This window comes from Mycolicibacterium austroafricanum (genome assembly GCF_000612725.1).
In the GTDB taxonomy this organism is placed as follows: Bacteria; Actinomycetota; Actinomycetes; order Mycobacteriales; family Mycobacteriaceae; genus Mycobacterium; species Mycobacterium austroafricanum.
Genome location: NZ_HG964451.1, coordinates 334,376 through 354,930 on the forward strand (window position 1 = coordinate 334,376; position 20,555 = coordinate 354,930).

Sequence of the window (20,555 nt, forward strand, 5' to 3'; positions counted from 1 at the left end):
CCGAAGACTTCCCCAAAGAAACCAAACTGGCTCCGAGAGGCTTGCCGGCGTCGGTTATGGCGCAGCTGGAAAGCGCAGAGAACCTCGCCAAACTCACCGATCCCCGCTGGCGCCTGTTGTTCCCGCTGCTCATGGAGACTGGACTGCGGCTCAACGATGCCCTACACCTGCCGCAGGACTGTGTCATCCACGACCAGCAGAACGCCCCGTACCTGCGCTATCTGAACCGAAAGATGAAACGTGAAGCGCTGGTGCCGATCTCGCCGGAAATGGCGGCCGCAATCAACGAACAAGCCGCACGGGTGCGCACCCAGTACTCAGCCAAGGCGGTGCTGTTCCCCCGCCAGACCATGAACCCCGACGGCCGCCACCCAGTCAGCAGTTACGCCCACCGGACCGCGCTCGATACCTGGATACAGCAGTGCCGCATCGTTGACGAGACCGGCGCACCCATGCGAGTCACTGCCCATCAATTCCGTCACACCCTGGGAACGCGGCTGATCAACAACGACGTTCCCCAGGAAGTGGTCCGCAAGATCCTCGACCACACCTCGTTGGAGATGACCGCCCACTATGCGCGCCTGCACGATGTCACCGTGCGTCGGCATTGGGAACGAGCACGCAAAGTCGACATCCACGGCAACACCGTCACCATTGACCAAGACAGCCCGCTCGCCGATGCCCAGTGGGCCAAACAGCACCTGGCCCGGGCCACCATGGCGCTGCCCAACGGCTACTGCGGCCTGCCGCTGCAGCAGACCTGCCCGCATGCCAACGCCTGCCTGACCTGCCCCGTCTTCATCACCACCCCCGAGTTTCTGCCCCAACATCGCGAGCAACTCGAGCTGACCCGCGGCATCATCGAGCGCGCCCGCCAACGCGGTCAGCTCCGGGTCGTCGAAATGAACCAAAGCACCGCCGACAACCTGCTCACCATCATCACCAGTCTCGAAACCCCTTCACCCCCAACAGGTTCGGACACCGACGATGCGAGCTGACAACACCGCACACCTTCAAAAGGCCGCTGCGGACCGCCGCGAACGCACACGTCAGCGAGCCGTCGACGCCCTCGACCATCTCCAAAGCACCGGTGCCGCCGTCACCGTCGCTGGCCTCGCGCGTTCGGCGGGCGTTGCCCGCTCCTGGATCTACACCCAGCCCGACCTGCTCAACCGAATCAATACCCAGCCGGCGTCACCCCGCGCGGCGGCCAACCCACGCACGCGCGCCAGCGAGGAATCCTGGCAGCAACGGATCGAGCTCGCCCACCAGCGGATCAAAGAACTCACCGAAGAAAACCAGCAGCTCCGAACTCAACTCGCCATCGCACACGGTCAACGCAGAGCCGGGCTAATCACCGCGTCCAGGACACCGTCCACAACGCATAACCCCTGATCACGACCGGTAAATACACGACCAACCCAAGGGAACACATGTTCGATGCAATGGTGCCGGGGCCCGACCCGCAAGCTAGCCGTGATGGCCGAGATCTTCACCCGCCGCACCCACCTGCCCGCTCACGACCGGGAACACTTGTGGGTCGACCCCGAAGCCGCCGTCCTAGCCGAACTGGCCGCCGCCCAGAACATCACCCCGGACTGGCCTCAAGCCAAACCCACCGCGGGATCGCACTACGCGACCGCCTCCCCCACGTGTTCGCCGTGTGGGTGCACTGTGGCGGCGCGACTCGCGATCACTGACCTGATGGTCAACCTGCCTTGTAGCCCGCATTCTTCCACCACTGCACCAAGCTGGCTAGGTCGTGGCTCATGACGTGGGCACTGAAGAGGGTGGATTCTCTGGACCAAATCACATGGGCGTGGTCCCCTTCGGTGCTGCAGAACAGCCAGCCGTCATGGGCGTCATTCCATCGGATCGCTGCCGCCGGCAGCCCTTCTTCGCATGGCACCCTCGGCCTCGTCGGTTCGTTGACCGCAACGTCGTAACTCTTTTGCAGTTCGCCCAAATCGCGGAACAGCAAGTAGCGCCCGCCTGTCGGGCCGCCGGGCAGGGAATTGCCGCCTGGACACTCCAGAACTGCTGCCAATTGGTCTTCGACCGGATGGCACGAGTCGGGGCCGTACCCCGGTGGCAGCATGCCCCACAGCTGTTCTATGGGGCCCGCGCTGGCTGTTGGAGCCACGCCGATAGCGGCTGCCGTGATGGCTGTGGTGACGAGAAGCTCACGGATCATCTTCCAACCCCCATAATCACGTTGAACGTTCACCTTCCACCGCACGCCGCTGACACCAGTAGGGTCTTCTGCCCCCGATGCGCGCGCCTTAGTGCCTCCATCCGGGTGTCCGCGGTACGAGTCCAGTCGTGGCAGAGCAGGGGTCAGCCGGTACCCGCACGACCCGCTCCCAAGGCTCCTGTTTCGGGTCGGCGGGGTCATCCCTGGCTCTCGCATCGGGACTCTTGAATGTTCTTTGCCTGTGCCGTTTTCACCATCTCCTGAAAGCGTTCTGGCTCGGCGCCACCGGCTGGCACGACCGCCAATACCCCGACGGCACCATCGTGTGGACCGCCCCCACCGGCCACACCTACACCACCTACCCCGGCAGCCGACTACTCTTCCCGACCCTGTGCACACCCACCGCCACCCTCTGGACCGGCGACCCACCCCAAACCCCCACCACCGAGCAGCGCGGCGCGGCGCGGCGCCATGATGCCGCGGCGCCGAAACACCCGCGCCCACAACCGATCCCGCACCATCAAAGCCAAACGCAAACGCAACCGCACCGAGAATACCTGCACCACGAGGTCATCGGATATCGCCAAAGGACGCGGCATCCTCTACCGCAACGTTCCCTACCAATTCCACACGCCAGAGCACGAACCCGACTACGGCAACGACCCACCACCCTTTCAACAGAGAGCGGGTTCGGCCCACCATTGCGTGTGAAGCGCTGGGGTACAGCCTGTTTCACCAGAACGCGAAACGACCTCCGGAGTGACGTGCGCTATGGAAGTGCGCACGTCACTCGGAGGTCGTCGCTGTCAACAGGTCGCCGTCAGTACACCTAGCCGAGCAGCCAGTCGTTGGGCGAGAACAGCTCGCAATGCACCCGCTCGGCGACCACGCCGCGGTCGAGGAGCTGCGCCCGCACCGCCTGCACAAATCCGTTGTTGCCGCACAGGTAGATCTGGGCATCCTTCGGCAATTCGACCGTGCCGACATTCATCAGCCCGGCATGGGCACCGGGTGTGCCTGCCGTCAGACCGTCCTCGTACCAGATGTCCAGGCGTGCGTCGGGCATCGCGGCGACCAGCTCGAGTTGACGTTCCCGCAGCGGGTGGGTCTGGTCACTGCGGTCGGCGTGCAGCACCCGCACCACGGTGTCGGGCGCCGAGGCGGCCAGGTGCTCGAGGATGCCGATCATCGGCGTGACGCCGATGCCCGCCGAGATCAGCACCACCGGCGCGCTGCCGTCGGGCGCCGGCAGATCACCGAAAGGCACAGTGACGTCGAGGAGGTCACCGACGCACACGTTGGCCGCGATCCACGACGACACCTCGCCCGCCGGGGCATCCGCCCCTGCCGCGATCGGCTTGACCGCGAACGTCAACCCGTCGTCGCCGGGTACGTTCACCAAGCTGTACTGCCGCAGCTGACGAGCGCCGTCGGGCAGTGTCACACCGACCGAAACATACTGTCCGGGACGGAAATCGGCGAAGGGCTCACCCATCGGTCGGACCGTGATCAGCACCGCGCCGGACGGATCGTCGACCCGCGACACCACCCTGGTCCTACGGTAGACGTCGCCGTCGGCAACTCCCGCATCCCGGTAGAGGTCGTGCTCCAGGGCGATCAGCGTGTCCGCCATGATCCAGTACACCCGATCCCACGCCGCCGCCACGTCCGCGGTAACCGTGTCGGCACCGAGCACCGCGACGATCGCAGCGAACAGGTGCTCGTGCACCACCGGGTACTGGTCGGCGGTCACACCGAGGGACGCGTGCTTGTGCCCGATCCGGGAGAGCAGCTCGGCGGGGTGCGGCAGCTCCGGGTCGACCAGATGGGAGGCGAAGGTCGCGATCGACGCCGCCAGTGCGCGCTGCTGCGCGCCCTGAGCCTGGTTGCCGCGGTTGAACAGATTGCGCAACAGCTCCGGGTGCGCGCCGAACATCCGGCGGTAGAACTCCTTGGTGATCTCATCGATGTGCGCGCCGATCAGCGGGAGCGTGGCCGTGACGATCTCGGCGTGTGCAGGCTCCAGTTCTGCGGGGGCTGCGGTGACGGTCATCGGAGGTCCTTTCAATTGTCGGTCACTCCGACGCTAGTTAATTGCGCATCAACGATGCGACATATAGGACTGTGCCGTTAAACACGCTGCACCGTCCGGTTTTTTGACCTGGCCAGACGTCGGTCAGCCGCCGATATCGAGCCCGTGCGCCGCGGCGAACGCGATCGCCTGGTCGATGTCGACCTTGGCGCCGCGCAGTTTGGCGGTGGTCCAGAACGTGGGGTCGACCCGGGCGCCGCGCAGGTCGGCGTTCTCCAGACGGGCGTCCTGCACCCGGGCCCCGCTCAGGTCGGCCCGCGTCAGCACCGCCTCGCGCAGATCGGTACCCACCAGGCTGGTCTCACGCAGCCGACAGTCCGACAGGTCGGTCTTGCGCAGGTCGACACCGGCCAGTACAGCGAGCGTGAAGTCCACCTCGACCAGCGTCAGCGGCCGCAACCGACACTCGGTGAACGTCGAACCGAGGAAGCTGCAGTGCCGAAAAGTACTGTGCCACAGAGAGGTTCGTCGAAATGTACAGTTACGGAACGCCGATCCGGTGTGCTCGGAATCGGAGAAGTCGGCGCCGGTGAAATCGCATTCGGTGAACACCACCCGCTCTGTGCGCACCCGGCTGAGGTCCTGATCGCGGAAATCGCGCCCGACGTACTCGCGATCGGCTTCGTGGGCGTCCATTCAGCCGGTCGGAGCCAGCCGGCTCAGCGCGTACTCGGTGACGGCGATCAACGCCGCCTTGGCCGACTCCCGGCTGCGGGCATCCACGGTGATCAGCGGTACGTGGTCGGACAGCGCCAGCGCCGTGCGCACCGCGGGCAGCGGATGGCGTGGGGCACCGTCGAACTCGTTGACGGCAACCAGGAACGGCAGACCGCGCGCCTCGAAAAAGTCCACCGCCGCAAAGCTGTCGGCCAACCGGCGGACGTCGACCAGGATGATCGCACCGATCGCGCCGCGAACCAGATCGTCCCACATGAACCAGAACCGGCGCTGGCCCGGAGTTCCGAACAGGTACAACACCAGATCCTCAGCCAGGCTGATGCGACCGAAGTCCATCGCGACCGTGGTGGTCGACTTGTCCGGAGTGGCTTCCAGGCCGTCGACGCCCTGCGACGCGTTCGTCACGAGCGCCTCGGTACGCAACGGCACGATCTCCGACACCGCGCCGACGAACGTCGTCTTGCCGACGCCGAAGCCGCCGGAGACGACGATCTTGGTCGAAGCTTTAGAGCGCCCTGAGGCCACGCAGTGTCCTTCCGATCAGTTCTCGTCGTTCGTCGGCCGTCGCGACCTCGCCCAGGGTCGTATGTACCCGCACATAACCCTGCACCACCAGATCTCCCACGAGTACCCGCGCCACGCCGAGCGGAAGTGAGAGATGTGCGGCAATCTCGGCCACCGACGGGCGCTCGGCACAAAGCTCCAGGATCTGGCCACGGACGTCGCTGCCCGGCCAGCGGGGCGGCTGCTGCGGGGAGACCACGCCGACGGGCGCCTCCAGTGGAAGACGCACCGTCGAAGCCGTGCGCCCCGCCGTCAGCGTGTACGGACGTACCAGACTCGGCTCTGCAGACTCCCGTTCCGGTTTTCCGTGGGCACCCATGCGCCGCTCACGAATGCTGCGGCGTGCGTCGCGGTGACTGGACCACCGCTCCGACCCGTTCCACCAGGATCGCCATTTCGTAACCGATCTGGCCGATGTCGCACCCGCGGGTCGCCAGCGTCGCGAGGTTCGACCCGTCGCCGACCCGCATCAGCAGCAGATAACCGTTCTCCATCTCGACCACGGACTGCAGCACGTGGCCGCCGTCGAACAGCTGCGCGGCTCCCGTCGACAGGCTCGCCAACCCGGAGGCCACCGCGGCCAACTGGTCGGCCCGCTCCCCCGGAATGTGCTCGCTGGCCGCCATCAGCAGGCCGTCCGCCGACACCAGGATGGCGTGCGACACCCCGGGCACCTCGCGGGCGAACCTGGCCACCAGCCAGTCGAGCGAACTCATGGGAAGTCGGCACCTCCGGTTTCCTGCGCCCGCAGGCGGCCGGCGTGGACGCCGCCGAAATGGCTGCCGATGCTGTTGCGGACGGCTTCCGGGTCGCGTCCGGCCGATGCTACCGGCTCGCCATTGGCGTGCCCGGGAACCAGGCGGGCACCCGGCCTGCGCACCGGCAGTCCCTCCGCGGTGTGGTCGAGCACCGGCGCGGCCTCGGCCGCCTCCGCCGCCGACCAGCCGTGGTCCCACACCGACTTCCAGTTCAGGTCGGTGCTGTGGGACAGCTCGTGCGGGTCGACCAGCCACTCGGACAGCATCTTCTGGTAGATCGCGTCGTCGGGGTCGCTGTCGGCCGCGGCATGGCGGGCGTGCCCGTTCGTCTCCGTCGGCTGCGGACGCGGCGAGAAGAACGCGGCGACCTCGGACCGGGCCGGCGGCGTCTCCACCGGAGGCGCAACCGGCGTTACCGCCGCAACCGGTGTCGCGGCCGGCGTCACAACCGCAACCGATGTCGCAACCGGTGTCTCGATGGGGGCGACCGGCGTCTCGGCCGGGGTTTCGACGATCCCGCTGGCCCCGGGGCGGCGCTGCGGCAACAGGTCGGTGGCCGGGCCGGCAGCGGCAGCGGGGGCCTCCCGCGGTACCCCGGCGGGGACCTCGAGGGCGAGCGCGGTGGCGATGCCCGCGTGCGCGTCGGCGGGGACGGGCTCGTCGTCGCGGCCGCCGTACTGCGCGGGCGCGGTGTGGATCAGCAGTCGGGCAGGGATGTACACCCCGGCGGTGGTGCCCGAGTCGGGCTCCCCCGCCACGGTGCTCCGCAGCCGCACCACCAGTCCGTGCGAGGCCGCCAGCCGTCCTACCACGAACAGGCCCATGTGGCGCGCGGTGTACGGGTTGACCTCGCCGCCGGACTCCAACCGGGTGTTGGCCACCCGCAGGTCGGATTCGGTCATCCCCAGGCCGGTGTCGCTGACCTCGATGACGAGACCGTTGTTGCCCGTGGGCACGGCCGACACCCGGACCTCGGTGGTCGGCGGCGAGTAACGCAGCGCGTTGTCCAAGAGCTCGGCCAGCAGGTGCACGAGGTCACCGGCGACCACGCCGTCGACCTCGCCGTCGGGCAGGCCGGTGGTGACGATGCGGGTGTAGTCCTCGACTTCCGACGCGGCGGCGTTGACCAGCGCGGTGACGGGCACCGACTCGGCCCGCTCGCGGGAGATCTGCGCGCCGGCCAGCACCATCAGGTTGGAGCTGTTGCGGCGCATCCGCGCGGCCAGATGGTCGAGGCGGAACAGGCTCTCGAGCCGGTCGGGATCCTCCTCGTCGCGCTCCAGCCGGTCGATGAGCGAGAGCTGCTGGTCGACCAGCGACCGGTTGCGCCGCGACAACGTCTCGAACATGTCGGTGACCTGCAGCTGCAGCCGGGCCTGCTCGCCGGCGAGCATGACGGCCTGCTGGTGCAGCTCGTCGACGGCGTGCGCGACCTGACCGACCTCCTCGGTGGTGTGCACAGGGATCGGCTGGACCGGGAACTCCTTGCCGTCGCTGCGCACGTGCTCGACCTCGCGCGGGAGGTCCTCGAGTGCAACCTTCAACGCGCTGTCGCGCAATGTCCGCAACGGCCGCACCATCGAGCGGGCGACCAGGGTGACCAGGATCAGCGCGACCAGGATCGCGGCACCGACCAGAGCGGCGTCGCGGATCGCCGCGGTGCGGGCGTCATCGGCCTGCCGCGCCACCGCGGCCGGGATGTCCTCGGTGGTCTGCGCGATCAGGCCTGCGGCGATGTCACCGGTGATCTTCTGCGAGGCCAGCAGCTCGGGGTTGCCGACCAGCGCGGTCGTCGGTTCGGACAGCAGGGCCATCCGCTTGACCATCTCCGAACGCAGCGTCGAGGCCTGCTCCGTCGCACCGCCCAGGTAGCCACCCATCGCGGTCACGGTCGCGGGCTCGGTGCCTGCGATGGTGACCATCGCCGAACGCAGCAGCGGCTCCGGCAGTTCGGCGCCGCTGTTGACGAGCATCCGCTGCATCGCCATCTGCCCGCGGGCGCCGACCGCACGGGACAACGTGTCGGCGTCGGTACGCACGCGTTCGTCGTCTGCGCCGACCAGGCCGGTGATCGCGGTTTCCGAGGTGATGAGCAGCGGGGCATACGTCATGACCCGGGTACGCAGGTCGATCGCGTCGGCGCTGATCTTGTCGATCAGGTTCTGCCCGAAGTCGATCAGCGTGTTGGTGGCCAGCCGGACACCGTCGTCGACGGGCGTGACGTCCAGAAGATGCTGAAGCCCGGTCCGGCGGGACTCGAACACCGTCAGGGCCTGCCGGGCGTCGCCGCCCTCGGTGGCGGTCACCATGGCCGCCTCCAGAGCGGCCATGTAGTCCACGACGGCGGGCACCATGTCGGCGCGCTGGGCGGCGTGCCGCAGCTCGGCCGCCTCCGTCGCGCTGGAGTAGATACGCAGCCCGCCGAACACGCAGGCCAGCAGCAGCGGCACTACCACGATGGCAAGCACCTTCACCCGGACCGGCCAGTTGGACAACGCCAACGGTGCCGGCCGCTTGACTGATCGAGTGTCGTTCATACGGCTTCCTGCTGACGGCGCCCCAGGGCGGGCGGGCATGCTGGGCCTGGCAATTGGACGAGTATGCCAGCCCGATCCCCCGGGTTCCACCGTTGGCACTGAACAGCACAAGCCCGCAAACACGCTAAGTATCCGGCGGGCACACCGCCAGCAAACCGTCGCCGGCGGTGATCGGCGGCGCGGGTACGAACCGGTAGGCGATCGTTACGCCTTCGATGCCGACGACGCCGCCGGAGCGGGAACTATGGAAGCAGCACGTGGGTAAACCGGTCCGGCACAACGGAGGTGCGAGATGGTCCGCAACGGCGTGGAGGTGGCCACCCTGGCCGATGTCTCGGAGATCGGCGACTCACCGCTGATGCGGGCCATGTGCAGTGAGGTGGTCGACGTCGACACGCTCACCGACCTGGTCTCCATCGCCAGCTACGAAACCTGCCTGGACTGAGGTCCTACGCCGGCCGCAGGACCGCGACCAGGAAGTCGGAGTCGTCGGTGAACGGCCGCACGTCCCAGGTGGACAGCAGCAGATCGGGCGTGAGCCCTCCGGCTGCCGCGTCGTCGAGGAACTGCGGGTACTCGTACTCGCGGCCTGCGCCGAAGCCGATCACGGCGCGGCCGTCGTCCCTGAGGTGGGCGCGCAGCCGGGCCAGCACCTGAACCCGGGTGCTCGGTGCGAGGAACGTCATCACGTTGCCTGCCGACACGATGAGGTCGAACGGTTCGGTGATGCCGCGCGCGGGCAGGTCGAGCTCGGCGAGGTCGCCGACGAGCCACCGCGGTCCGGGGTAGTCCTGCTCGGCCGCCTCGATGAGCGCAGGGTCGACGTCGACACCGACCACCTGGTGACCGGCCGCGGCCAGATACCCGCCCACCCGGCCGGGCCCGCAGCCGGCGTCGAGGATCCGGGCGCCGCGCGGCGCCATCGCGTCCACCAGGCGTGCCTCGCCGGCCAGATCGTCGCCGGCGCGCGCCATGGCGCGGAAACGTTCGATATACCAGCGTGAATGCCCGGGATCGGCCGCCACCTTCTGCATCCAGATGCTCGTTTCGACCATGCTGGCATTATCCCGTTGTGTTCAAGGTGATGTTCTATTCGCCCCGCATCGCACCCAACACCGGTAACGCGATCCGGATGGTGGCCGGCACCGGGTGCGAACTGCATCTGGTGGAGCCGCTCGGTTTCGACCTGTCCGAACCCAAGCTGCGTCGCGCCGGACTGGACTACCACGACCTGGCGTCGGTCACCGTGCACCCCGATCTCGACTCGGCGTGGGCGGCGGTGACGCCGGCGCGGGTGTTCGCGTTCACCGCGCACGCCACCGCGTCGTTCGCCGATGTCGCGTACCGACCCGGCGACGTGCTGATGTTCGGCCCCGAACCGACCGGCCTCGATGCGGCCACGCTTGCCGACCCGCACATCACCGCGCAGGTGCGGATCCCGCTGCTGGCCGGACGACGCTCGCTGAACCTGTCCAACGCCGCCGCCGTCGCGGTGTACGAGGCGTGGCGCCAGCAGGGGTTCAGCGGCGCGGTCTGAGGCCGGTCACCAGGTGTCCCAATGGGTCAGCTGCTCGGCGGGCAGCCGCTTGGCGCGCCGGAAGTCGGTGCCCTTGGTGTAGGCGATCGGGAACAGCCCGGCCTGGCTGTAGTTGTCGAACGGGATGCCGAGGATCTCGGCGGCCTGCCGCTCGCCGTCGCCGAGCAGATGCAGCGTCGTCCACGCCGAGCCGAGACCGCGCGAGCGCAGCGCGAGCATGAAGCTCCACACCGCGGGCAGCAGCGAACCCCAGTAGCCTGCGCTGGCCCCGGACACGGCGTCCTGAGGCTTGCCCTGCAGGCACGGGATCAGCATGACCGGGACCTTCTCGAGGTGCTCGTTGAGGTAGCGCGCGGAGTCCTCGACCCGGGGCCGCTGCCCGTCGCGCATGTCGCCGGTCGCCGGCTTCTCCATGGCGAGGTACGGCGTCGCGTTGGTCCGGTAGATGTCGGCGATCGCCTTCTTCTTCTCCGGATCCTCGACGAACACCCATTGCCAGCCCTGGTTGTTCGACCCCGTAGGCGCCTGCAGCGCAATGTCGAGGCACTCCATCAGCACGTCGCGAGGCACCGGCTTGTCGAAATCCAGTCGCTTGCGCACCGAACGGGTGGTCGTCAGAACTTCATCGGCGGAGAGGTTGAGCGTCATTGCGCCGAGCCTACCGTCGTCATTTTCCGCCGAATCGCATTCCGTGCGGCCTTGCGGCGAAATCTGGCGCGTGGAATGCAATTTCGGCAGAAGTGGTCACCCGGCGGAAGTGGTGTCCTAGCGGAAGTCGCGGGACTTCGACGCCGCCCGCAGACTGAGCCTGCCCATCCGGTCGGCGACCACGGTGACGGCCCCGGTGGCGTTCTGCACGATGCCGCGCACCACCAGCGCCGACGCCGTCTGCGCCAGCTTACGGTGACGTGCCCAAACCCCTTGTGAGCACAACACATTGACCATACCGGTTTCGTCTTCGAGGTTCATGAACGTCACCCCCTGCGCGGTGGCGGGCCGCTGCCGGTGGGTCACCGCTCCGGCCACCAGCACCCGGGTGCCGTCGGGCAGCGACAACAGCTGATCGGCGGGCACCACCCCCATCGCGTCCAGGTCCTCGCGCAGGAACTCGGTCGGGTACCGGTCCGGCGACACCCCGGTGGCCCACACGTCGGCGACGGTCAGCTCCAGCTCGGTCATGCCTGGCAGCGACGGCACATGGGAGGACGACCCGACCCCGGGCAGCCGGTCGGGCCGTTCGGTGGCGGCTGCTCCCGCGGCCCACAGCCCCTCCCGCCGGGTGATCCCGAAACAGCCCAGCGCACCCGCGGTGGCCAGCGCCTCGGTCTGGGGTACCGACAGCTGCACCCGTCGAGTCAGATCGGTCAGAGAAGTGAACGGCCCGTGGGCTTTCCGCTCCCCGACCAGGCGTTCGGCGAGCTCGTCGCCGATGTGACGGACGCCGCCCAGCCCCAGCCGCACATCCAGCCCGTGGTTCTCCAGCGTGGCGTGCGCCAGGCCGGCGTTCACGTCGGGTCCGTGCACGACGACGCCGTGCCTGCGGGCGTCGGCGACCAGTGACTGCGGTGAGTAGAAGCCCATCGGTTGCGCCCGCAGCAGCGCGGCGCAGAACGCCGCCGGGTGGTGCAGCTTGAACCACGACGAATAGAACACCAGCGACGCGAAGCTCAGTGAATGACTCTCCGGGAAGCCGAAGTTGGCGAACGCTTCCAGCTTCTCGTAGATCCGCTGCGCCACGTCGCCGGTGACGCCGTGCAGTTCGGCCATGCCGTCGAAGAAGCGCCCACGCAGCCTGCGCATCTTCTCCGTCGAGCGTTTCGAGCCCATCGCGCGCCGCAACTGGTCGGCCTCGGCCGGGGTGAAACCGGCGCAGTCGACGGCCAGCTGCATCAGCTGCTCCTGAAAAAGCGGCACCCCCAACGTCTTGCGCAGCGCCGACTCCATCGACGGATGGTCGTAGGTGACCGCCTCCTGCCCGTTGCGGCGCTTGATGTACGGGTGTACCGACCCACCCTGGATCGGCCCCGGCCGGATCAGCGCCACCTCGACCACCAGGTCGTAGAACATCCGCGGCTTGAGCCGGGGCAGCGTGGCCATCTGGGCGCGCGACTCCACCTGGAACACCCCGACCGAGTCCGCGCGGGCCAACATCTCGTACACGGCGGGTTCCGACAGATCCAGCTTCGCCAGATCGACCTCGATGCCCTTGTGCTCGGCGACCAGGTCGATGGCGTAGTGCAGCGCTGAGAGCATGCCGAGGCCCAGCAGGTCGAACTTGACCAAACCGATTGCCGCGCAATCATCCTTGTCCCATTGCAGGACGCTGCGGTTCTCCATCCGCGCCCATTCGACCGGGCACACGTCGGCGATCGGACGGTCGCAGATCACCATGCCGCCGGAATGGATGCCCATGTGCCGGGGCAGATTCGAGATCTGCTTGGCCAGGTCGACCACCGGCCCGGGGATGTCCTCGACGTGCGTGGCGTCCGCCAAATTCCCCCACTGGCTGACCTGCTTGCTCCAGGCGTCCTGCTGACCCTGGGAGAACCCGAGCGCACGGGCCATGTCCCGCACCGCGCTGCGCCCCCGGTAGGTGATCACGTTGGCGACCTGGGCGGCGTACTCCCGCCCGTAACGCTGGTAGACGTACTGGATCGCGTTCTCGCGCAGGTCGGATTCGATGTCGATGTCGATGTCGGGTGGCCCGTCGCGGGCCGGGGACAGGAAGCGTTCGAACAGCAGGTCGTTGGCGATCGGATCGACGTTGGTGACCTTGAGCGCATAGCAGACCGCGGAGTTGGCCGCCGACCCCCGGCCCTGGGACAGGATGTTGTTGTCCCGGCAGAACCTGGTGATGTCGTGCACCACGAGGAAGTAGCCGGGAAAGTTCAGCTGCTCGATCACCGCCAGCTCGTGCTCGATCTGCGCGTACGCCCGGGAGGCCCGCTCCGGGGGGCCGTAGCGCTCGCGGGCGCCCTGCATCACCAGATGCCGCAGCCAGCTGCTCTCGGTGTGCCCGTCGGGCACGTCGAACGGCGGCAGCTGCGGTGCGATCAGGGCGAGACCGAAGGCGCACTGTTCGCCGAGTTCGGCCGCGGCCGTCACCACCTCGGGGCAGTGGGCGAACATCCGGGCCATCTCGTCGCCCGAGCGCAGATGCGAACCACCCAGCGGCGCAAGGTAACCCGCGGCTTCATCGATCGAGTTGCGGGCCCGGATGGCGCCCATCGCCATCGCGAGCCGACCCCTGGCCGGTTCGGCGAAGTGCGCGGCGGTGGTGGCGACGACGCCCAGACCGAACCGCGGCGCCAGCGCGGCCAGCGCGGCGTTGCGCTCGTCGTCGAGTGGATGGCCGTGGTGGGTGAGCTCGACGGTCACCCGGTCCGGACCGAAGCGGTCGACCAGATCGGCCAGCGCGGCCTCGGCCGCCTCCGGGCCGCCAGTGGAAAGAGCTTGCCGGACATGCCCTTTACGGCATCCGGTGAGGATCTGCCAATGCCCGCCCGCGGCCTCGGTCAGTGCGTCGAAGTCGTAGCGCAGCACCCCCTTCTCACCACCGGCCAGATGCGCCGCGGCCAGCTGCCGCGACAACCGCCGGTAGCCCTCCGGCCCGCGGGCGAGCACCAGCAGGTGCGGCCCGGGCGGGTCCGGGACGTCGGTGCGGGTTCCCCCGCCCAGGGACAATTCCGCGCCGAACACCGTCGCCACGTCGAGTTCCCTGGCCGCCTCGGCGAACCGCACCACGCCGTAGAGCCCGTCGTGGTCGGTCAGCGCGATGGCCCGCAGGTTCAGCCGGGCGGCCTCCTCCACGAGTTCCTCCGGCGTGCTGGCGCCGTCCAGAAAGCTGTAGGCCGAGTGGGCGTGCAGCTCCGCATACGGCGTCGACGACTCCTGCGCGCCGGGCCCCTCCGGCGCGTGATACTCCCCGCGTTTGCGCGACCAGGCGGGGCTGTCCCCGCCGTCGCCGATCTGCTGATCGATCGGCCAGCCGGCGCGACGCGGCTTACCGGAGAGCACGCGCTCCATCTCGGTCCAGCTCGGCGGACCGGTATGCCAACCCACCCGGACAGTATATCGAACAAGCGTTCGAAAGCTAGGCGGTCTTGTCGGCTTCCGGATCGCCCCGGTTGTCCTCTTCGAGGTTCGGCCGCAGCACGTAACGCACCTGGTTGCCGCCGGCCATCCTGGCCTGCTCGATGGCCTGGGTGGCGATTCCGATCAGCTTGTCGAGGACCTCGTCGGGCGGTTCGGCCGCCAGCGGCGGCAGCGGGGTGCACACCACACCGATGCTGGCCGTCAGCCGCTGCGGCGTCGCTGCGATCGCACCGCGGATCCGCTCCACCAGGGGTGACGCGTCGGCGGTGGTGAAGGTGTCGGCGATGAGGAAGTCGTCGTCGGAGACGTGCGCCACGATCGCGTTGTGCCGCACCGTCTCCCGCAGCGCCTGTCCGACCGTCACCCTGGCCCGGTTGCCGCCACGCGCTCCAGAGAGCCCGAGCAACAGCGAGAAGCTGTCGATGTTCACCGCGACGACCACCAGATACTTGTCGTCGCTGCGGCTGCGCGACGCCAGCAGCGTGGCCACCGAACGGTAGAACGCGTCCCTGTGCAGCAGGCCCGTGAGTTGCTCGATGTCGCCGTGATGGGCATCGGGTTGGAGCAGCTTGATCACCACCCGACAACCCATCGCGACGAACACGTTGAGCAGCACCACCAACACCGACGCGCAGACGGCGACCGCGAGATCGACCGACGCCTCGCGCGCGAACAGCACGCCGAGCACCACGGCGCCGAACGACCACGGCACCGCCAGCAGTCGGGTGGCGTGGAAGCACACCACGAACACACTGAGCGTCACATACGTCGCGGCGCCCAGGAAACCCATGGTCGGACTGGGCACGATCAGTGCGTACACGCCGATGACGACGGATACGAGGACGACGCAGACCAGCGACTGCACCCGGGTGGGCCAGTGATCACGCAGCCACAGCGCCGCGATGGCCAGCGAACCGACAGCGAGGACGATCGCGACGATGCGCACGTGCAGGCCCTGCGCCCCGTAACTGCCGAGGATCAGGGCCGCGGGCAGCAGCCCCAACGCCGCGATACTCAGCGCCACCAGTCGGCAGGCGGCGGTCTGCATACCGCGGGCGGCGAGAACCGCAGTAAACCAGTAGTACTGATCAGACCGCCACAGTGCAGGGCTGATCGCGGCAGCAGAGGAACTCCGCAAACCGTCGAACATCCGCTCACCCCCGTCGCAAGCGCCTCAAGTCCAGATCAATTACCCCGGTGCACCGGGAACGCTACCAGCCCAGCAAACCTTTTCCCAGCGTCAATACTTGCCCGGTCACGGACCTGCTATCCGGAGAACTCAACCTCGCCGTCCTCGAGCACCGCACGGGTGTCGGATCCGTCCGCGCCGGCGGCCTCGGTGCGGAACACCGCACGCCCCGAATCGAGGCGCCAGATCGAGGTCGTCAGCGTGTCTCCGGGGAACACCGGCGACGTGAAACGCGCTGCGATCGCGGTGATCTTCGACGCGTCACCGCCGCCGAGTTCGGCGACGAGCGCGCGACCGGTGACGCCGTAGGTGCACAGCCCGTGCAGGATCGGCTTGGGGAAGCCGGCCAGCTGGGCGAACCACGGATCGCTGTGCAGCGGGTTGCGGTCACCGGAGAGTCGGTAGATCAGCGCCTGGTCCTCGCGGGTCGGCAGCGAGACCCGGGCATCGGGGTCACGCTCGGGGATCTCCGGCGCGGGCGGCCGCTGCCCCGGCCTGCCCCCGAACCCGCCCTCGCCGCGGATGACCAGCGTGGTGAGGGTTTCCGCGATCGCCTGCCCGGAGTCGGGGTCGCTGCCGGTCGCCTTGAGCATCACGACCGCGTTCTTGCCCTCTCCCTTGTCCTGGATGTCGGCCACCTCGCTGACCACGCTGAGCCTGCCGGCGGGCGGCAACGGCGCGAACACCCGGATGCTCTGCGATCCGTGCAGCAGCCGGCTGAAGTTGAACGAACCGATCTTGGCCGAGGCCGCGAACGGTGAGCAGGCGATCACCGCATACGTCGGAAGCACCTGCTGCTCGACGTCGTGACTGTTCTCGGTGGTGAACGCGAGATCGCCGGTGCCCGCGCCGACACCGAGGGCGTAGAGCAGTGTGTCCCGGTCGGTCCAGGTGAACAGTTGCGGCGGCGTCGTCGCGCCGATGGCATCGGGGTCCAGGGGCATGGCCCGAGACTAGCCGGTGTTGACGTGGCGTCGGCCACAGGTAACCATGTCCCGCATGCGCTATGTCGTTACCGGCGGTACCGGGTTTATCGGCAGTCGACTGGTGACGCGATTACTGAGCGATCCCGGCACCGCGGCCGTGCACGTGCTGGTGCGCCGCGACTCGCTCGGCCGCTTCGAGCGACTCGCCCTGAACTGGGACGACCGGGTGCAACCCCTGGTCGGTGATCTCACCGTCCCCGGCCTGGGAATCAGCGACGTCACCGTCGCCGAGCTCGGGCGCATCGACCACGTCGTGCACTGCGCCGCGGTCTACGACATCACCGCGCCGGAGGATCGGCAGCGGGCCGCCAACGTCGACGGCACCGGGGCGGTCGTCGCGTTGAGCCGACGACTCGGCGCCACGCTGCACCACGTGTCGTCGATCGCGGTGGCCGGCACCTACCGCGGCGTGTTCACCGAGGACGACTTCGACGTCGCCCAGGACCTGCCGACGCCCTATCACCGGACCAAGTTCGAGGCCGAACTGCTGGTGCGCTCGGCCGAGGGGCTGCGGTTCCGCATCTACCGGCCCGCCGTCGTCGTCGGCGACTCGCGCACCGGGGAGATGGACAAGATCGACGGGCCCTACTACTTCTTCGGCGTTCTGTCGGCGCTGGCGGCGCTACCCGGCTTCACCCCGATGCTGCTGCCCGACGTCGGCCGCACCAACATCGTGCCGGTGGACTTCGTGGTCGAAGCCGTCGTGGCGCTGATGCACGTCGACGGTCGCGACGGCCAGACCTTCCACCTGACCGCGCCGAAGACGACCGGCCTGCGCGGCATCTACCGCGGGATCGCCGCGGCCGCCGGGCTGCCCCCGCTGGTCGGATCGTTGCCCCGCGCCACCGCCGCGCCGCTGCTGCACGTCACCGGCCGCGCGAAGGTGCTGCGCAACATGGTCGCCACCCAGCTGGGCATCCCGGCCGAGATCCTCGACATCGTCGAGCTGGTCCCGACGTTCACCTCCGAGCACACCGACGAGGCGTTGCGCGGCACCGGGATCAGCGTGCCGAAGTTCGCGTCGTACGCGCCTGCGCTGTGGCGGTACTGGGCGCAGCATCTCGACCACGACCGGGCCCGCCGCGACGACCCGGCCGGGCCGCTGGTCGGCAAGCACGTGATCATCACCGGCGCCTCCAGCGGTATCGGCCGCGCCGCGGCGATAGCGGTGGCCGCCCGCGGGGCGACGGTGTTCGCGTTGGCCCGCAATGCCGAAGCTCTCGATGACCTGATCGCCGAGATCCGCGCGGCAGGCGGTGACGCGCACGCGTTCACCTGTGACGTCACCGACTCGGCGGCCGTCGAGCACACGGTCAAGGACATCCTGGGCCGCTTCGACCACGTCGACTATCTGGTCAACAACGCGGGGCGGTCGATCCGCCGCTCGGTGGCGGCGTCCACCGACCGTCTGCACGACTATGAACGCGTGATGGCGGTCAACTACTTCGGGTCGGTGCGCATGGTGCTTGCGCTGCTCCCCCATTGGCGGGAACGCCGGTTCGGCCACGTCGTGAATGTCTCCAGCGCAGGGGTGCAGGCCAACAACCCCAGGTACAGCGCCTACATCCCGTCCAAGGCGGCGCTGGATGCCTTCGCCGAAGTCGTTGGCACCGAGACACTTTCGGACCACATCACGTTCACCAACATTCACATGCCGCTGGTGAGGACACCGATGATCGCGCCGTCGGGGCGGCTCAACCCGGCCCCGGCCATCTCGGCCGAGCACGCGGCCGCGATGGTGGTGCGAGCCCTGGTGGACAAGCCCGCACGCATCGACACCCCGATCGGCACCCTGGCCGACGTCGGTATGTACTTCACCCCGAAGCTCGCCCGGCGTGTACTGCACCAGCTGTATCTGGGGTTCCCGGATTCCGCTGCAGCGCGCGGCATCACGCAGGACCGTTCGCGGCCGCGGCAGGCCCCGGTTCGCCGCCCCAAGCGGCCGAGCCGACCGATGCCCTCCGTGCGCGTCCCCGGCCCGGTCAAGCGTGCGGCGCGCCTGCTCCCGGGTCTGCACTGGTGAGCGGCGGTCGGCACCCGGTCTTCGTCGACGTCGACACCGGCGTCGACGACGCGATGGCGCTGGTGTATCTGTTCGGCAGTCCCGACGCCGACCTGGTCGGCATCGCCTCGACCGCGGGAAACGTCGGTGTGGACGATGTCTGCCGCAACAACCTGGCGCTGCTGGAGTTGTGCGGGGTCACCGGCGTTCCGGTGTCCCGAGGCTCCGAGACCCCGTTGGTGGCCCCGCTGCGCACCGCGGAGGACACCCACGGACCGCAGGGGCTCGGGTACGCCCGGCTGCCCGCACCGACCGCGGCGCTCACCGATCACGACGCGGCCGAGGCGTGGGTGCGGGCCGCCCGCGCGCACCCCGGTGAGCTGATCGGAATCGCCACCGGACCGCTGACCAACCTGGCGCTGGCCCTGCGTGCCGAGCCCGCCCTGCCCCGACTGCTGGGGCGGCTGGTGATCATGGGCGGCGCGTTCGACTACCGCGGGAACACCACGCCGGTGGCGGAGTGGAACGTCAGCGTCGACCCGGAATCTGCGGCCGAGGTGTTCGCGGCGTGGCATCGGTCGGGCGCCGATCATCTCCCGATCGTGTTGGGGCTCAATCTGACCGAGAACGTCGCGATGACCCCGCAGCTGCTGAGCAGGCTGGCCGACGCCGCGGGTTCGACGTCGACCCCGATGTCGGCGCTCGATCCCCGCGGCACCGAGTCGGCGGCGTCCAACCCGGTGATCCGGGTTCTCGAAGACGCGATGCGCTTCTACTTCGAGTTCCACTTCGACCAGGGCGAGGGCTACCTCGCGCACCTGCACGACCCGGTGGCCGCGGCGGTCGCGCTGGACACTGCGCTGGTGCAATGCCGTCCCGCGCCGGTGGACGTCGAGTTGACGGGCACCCTCACGCGCGGCATGACGATCGCCGACTGGAGCCACCGCTGGGGGCGGGAACCCAACGCGCTCATCGGGGTCGGCGTCGACCCCGATGCGTTCTTCGACCGGTTCATCGCGCGGGTGGGCGCGTTCGCGCAGCAGCTGGCCGGGGTCAGTCGTCGGTGACCACGAGCTTGACGTCGATGTTGCCGCGGGTGGCGTTCGAGTACGGGCAGACCTGGTGCGCCTTCTCGGTCACGTGCAGTGCGGTGTCGTGGTCGACGTTGGGCAGGGTGACCTCCAGCTCCACGGCCAGCCCGAAGCCACCGTTGCCGTTCGGCCCGATCTGAACGCGGGCCCCGACAGCGGAATCCGTGACGTCCACCTTCTCCTGACGGCCCACCAGTCGCAGCGCGGAATGGAAGCACGCCGCGTAGCCGACGGCGAAGAGCTGCTCGGGGTTGGTGCCGTTGCCGGTGCCGCCCATCTCCTTCGGGATGGCGAGATCCAGGTCGAGCCTGCCGTCGGAGGTCCGGCCGTGGCCGTCGCGGCCCTCTCCGGTGGCGAGCGCTTCGGCGGTGTAGAGGACTTTATCCATGGGGGTTCCCTTCCTGGGAGTCGATGAGAGCCTCGGTGAGGCGGACTATGTCGGCGCGCAGATCGATTGCCTGCTCGGGCGTCAATCCGGTGAGCGGGAAGAGCTTCTCGGGAATGCAATGCGCCTTGCGCCGCAGGCGTTTTCCCTCGGTTGTCAGGGCGACCTCGACCTGACGCTCGTCGGTTTCACTTCGTTGGCGGCGCACGATCCCGCCGGCCTCCATGCGTTTGAGCAGTGGCGACAAGGTGCCGGAGTCGAGCTGCAACCGCTCGCCGAGCCGACCGACCGAGATGTCGCCCTCCTCGCCGAGCACGAGCAGCACCAGGTATTGCGGATAGGTGATGCCGAGCTCGGTCAGCAGCGGCCGGTAGGCCGCGGTCATGGCCCGTGATGCCGAGTACAGGGCGAAACAGAGATGCTCGTCGAGACTCAGCGGGGCCATGC

Annotated in this window: 20 protein-coding genes and 1 pseudogene; 7 read left to right on the forward strand and 14 right to left on the reverse strand. The window is 68.6% G+C overall.

What is annotated here, in order from left to right; genetic code table 11:
- The coding region (locus tag BN976_RS08225) for a tyrosine-type recombinase/integrase (RefSeq protein ID WP_235622008.1) at positions 1-998 on the forward strand (998 nt) is incomplete at its 5' end.
- Positions 988-1,395, forward strand: a complete 408-nt coding sequence (locus tag BN976_RS08230; protein WP_011779374.1) for a DUF6262 family protein — start codon at positions 988-990, stop codon at positions 1,393-1,395. The genes BN976_RS08225 and BN976_RS08230, both read left to right, overlap by 11 nt.
- Positions 1,396-1,708: 313 nt before the next feature.
- Here the strand turns inward: BN976_RS08230 and BN976_RS08235 are convergent, their stop codons facing one another.
- Positions 1,709-2,194, reverse strand: a complete 486-nt coding sequence (locus BN976_RS08235; RefSeq protein ID WP_036369861.1) for a hypothetical protein — start codon at positions 2,192-2,194, stop codon at positions 1,709-1,711.
- A gap of 227 nt (positions 2,195-2,421) precedes the next feature.
- On the opposite strand from BN976_RS08235, the pseudogene BN976_RS34335 reads away from it, so the two are divergent.
- Positions 2,422-2,905: pseudogene (locus BN976_RS34335) on the forward strand (hypothetical protein); the annotation flags it as partial.
- A gap of 118 nt (positions 2,906-3,023) precedes the next feature.
- Here the strand turns inward: BN976_RS34335 and BN976_RS08240 are convergent.
- The 6 genes from BN976_RS08240 to BN976_RS08265 form a co-directional block, all read right to left on the reverse strand.
- Positions 3,024-4,247, reverse strand: coding sequence for a globin domain-containing protein (locus BN976_RS08240; RefSeq protein ID WP_036369863.1), 1,224 nt, complete (start codon positions 4,245-4,247; stop codon positions 3,024-3,026).
- Between the two features lie 123 nt (positions 4,248-4,370).
- The gene (locus tag BN976_RS08245) at positions 4,371-4,922 is read right to left on the reverse strand and encodes a pentapeptide repeat-containing protein (protein ID WP_036369864.1); all 552 of its coding nucleotides are present in this window, start codon (positions 4,920-4,922) and stop codon (positions 4,371-4,373) included.
- On the reverse strand, positions 4,923-5,489 hold the full coding sequence (locus tag BN976_RS08250) for a GTP-binding protein (protein WP_011778795.1): 567 nt from the start codon (positions 5,487-5,489) through the stop codon (positions 4,923-4,925).
- A complete protein-coding gene (locus BN976_RS08255) occupies positions 5,470-5,847 on the reverse strand; it encodes a DUF742 domain-containing protein (RefSeq protein WP_011778794.1) in 378 nt (125 codons plus the stop codon). The genes BN976_RS08250 and BN976_RS08255 overlap by 20 nt, the downstream gene beginning before the upstream one ends.
- A gap of 7 nt (positions 5,848-5,854) precedes the next feature.
- A complete protein-coding gene (locus BN976_RS08260) occupies positions 5,855-6,244 on the reverse strand; it encodes a serine protease inhibitor (RefSeq protein ID WP_011778793.1) in 390 nt (129 codons plus the stop codon).
- Complete coding sequence (locus BN976_RS08265) at positions 6,241-8,823, reverse strand: HAMP domain-containing sensor histidine kinase (RefSeq protein WP_036369867.1); 2,583 nt, start codon at positions 8,821-8,823, stop codon at positions 6,241-6,243. Before BN976_RS08265 ends, BN976_RS08260 begins: the two co-directional genes overlap by 4 nt.
- Positions 8,824-9,115: 292 nt before the next feature.
- Here BN976_RS08265 and BN976_RS34035 point away from each other — a divergent pair, with 292 nt between their 5' ends.
- On the forward strand, positions 9,116-9,268 hold the full coding sequence (locus tag BN976_RS34035) for a hypothetical protein (protein ID WP_011778791.1): 153 nt from the start codon (positions 9,116-9,118) through the stop codon (positions 9,266-9,268).
- A 4-nt stretch (positions 9,269-9,272) separates the two neighbouring features.
- On the opposite strand, the gene BN976_RS08270 is transcribed toward BN976_RS34035, so the two are convergent.
- Entirely contained in the window at positions 9,273-9,878 is a 606-nt protein-coding gene (locus tag BN976_RS08270; RefSeq protein ID WP_011778790.1) for a class I SAM-dependent methyltransferase, read from the reverse strand.
- A 17-nt stretch (positions 9,879-9,895) separates the two neighbouring features.
- Here BN976_RS08270 and BN976_RS08275 point away from each other — a divergent pair, with 17 nt between their 5' ends.
- Positions 9,896-10,360 (forward strand): tRNA (cytidine(34)-2'-O)-methyltransferase, encoded by a 465-nt coding sequence (locus BN976_RS08275; protein ID WP_011778789.1) that lies wholly within the window; start codon positions 9,896-9,898, stop codon positions 10,358-10,360.
- Positions 10,361-10,366: 6 nt separating this feature from the next.
- Here BN976_RS08275 and BN976_RS08280 read toward each other — a convergent pair whose 3' ends face one another.
- From BN976_RS08280 to BN976_RS08295, 4 genes are all read right to left on the reverse strand, one after another.
- Positions 10,367-11,008, reverse strand: a complete 642-nt coding sequence (locus tag BN976_RS08280) for a nitroreductase family protein (RefSeq protein WP_011778788.1) — start codon at positions 11,006-11,008, stop codon at positions 10,367-10,369.
- Positions 11,009-11,125: 117 nt separating this feature from the next.
- On the reverse strand, positions 11,126-14,422 hold the full coding sequence (locus tag BN976_RS08285) for an error-prone DNA polymerase (RefSeq protein WP_011778786.1): 3,297 nt from the start codon (positions 14,420-14,422) through the stop codon (positions 11,126-11,128).
- A gap of 31 nt (positions 14,423-14,453) precedes the next feature.
- Positions 14,454-15,605, reverse strand: a complete 1,152-nt coding sequence (locus BN976_RS08290; protein WP_036369869.1) for a diguanylate cyclase domain-containing protein — start codon at positions 15,603-15,605, stop codon at positions 14,454-14,456.
- Between the two features lie 116 nt (positions 15,606-15,721).
- Positions 15,722-16,588 carry a MaoC/PaaZ C-terminal domain-containing protein gene (locus BN976_RS08295; protein ID WP_011778785.1) on the reverse strand — a complete coding sequence of 289 codons (867 nt, stop codon included), beginning with the start codon at positions 16,586-16,588 and terminating at the stop codon, positions 15,722-15,724.
- A 55-nt stretch (positions 16,589-16,643) separates the two neighbouring features.
- Here BN976_RS08295 and BN976_RS08300 point away from each other — a divergent pair, with 55 nt between their 5' ends.
- Positions 16,644-18,653: an SDR family oxidoreductase gene (locus BN976_RS08300; RefSeq protein ID WP_109489575.1), complete on the forward strand. Its 2,010-nt coding sequence runs from the start codon at positions 16,644-16,646 to the stop codon at positions 18,651-18,653.
- Positions 18,650-19,699 carry a nucleoside hydrolase gene (locus BN976_RS08305; RefSeq protein ID WP_036369877.1) on the forward strand — a complete coding sequence of 350 codons (1,050 nt, stop codon included), beginning with the start codon at positions 18,650-18,652 and terminating at the stop codon, positions 19,697-19,699. The genes BN976_RS08300 and BN976_RS08305 overlap by 4 nt, the downstream gene beginning before the upstream one ends.
- On the opposite strand, the gene BN976_RS08310 is transcribed toward BN976_RS08305, so the two are convergent.
- Both BN976_RS08310 and BN976_RS08315 read right to left on the reverse strand, forming a co-directional pair.
- Entirely contained in the window at positions 19,686-20,111 is a 426-nt protein-coding gene (locus BN976_RS08310; RefSeq protein ID WP_036369880.1) for an organic hydroperoxide resistance protein, read from the reverse strand. The genes BN976_RS08305 and BN976_RS08310 overlap by 14 nt on opposite strands.
- On the reverse strand, positions 20,104-20,553 hold the full coding sequence (locus BN976_RS08315; protein WP_036369881.1) for a MarR family winged helix-turn-helix transcriptional regulator: 450 nt from the start codon (positions 20,551-20,553) through the stop codon (positions 20,104-20,106). Before BN976_RS08315 ends, BN976_RS08310 begins: the two co-directional genes overlap by 8 nt.
- Positions 20,554-20,555: the final 2 nt, after the last annotated feature.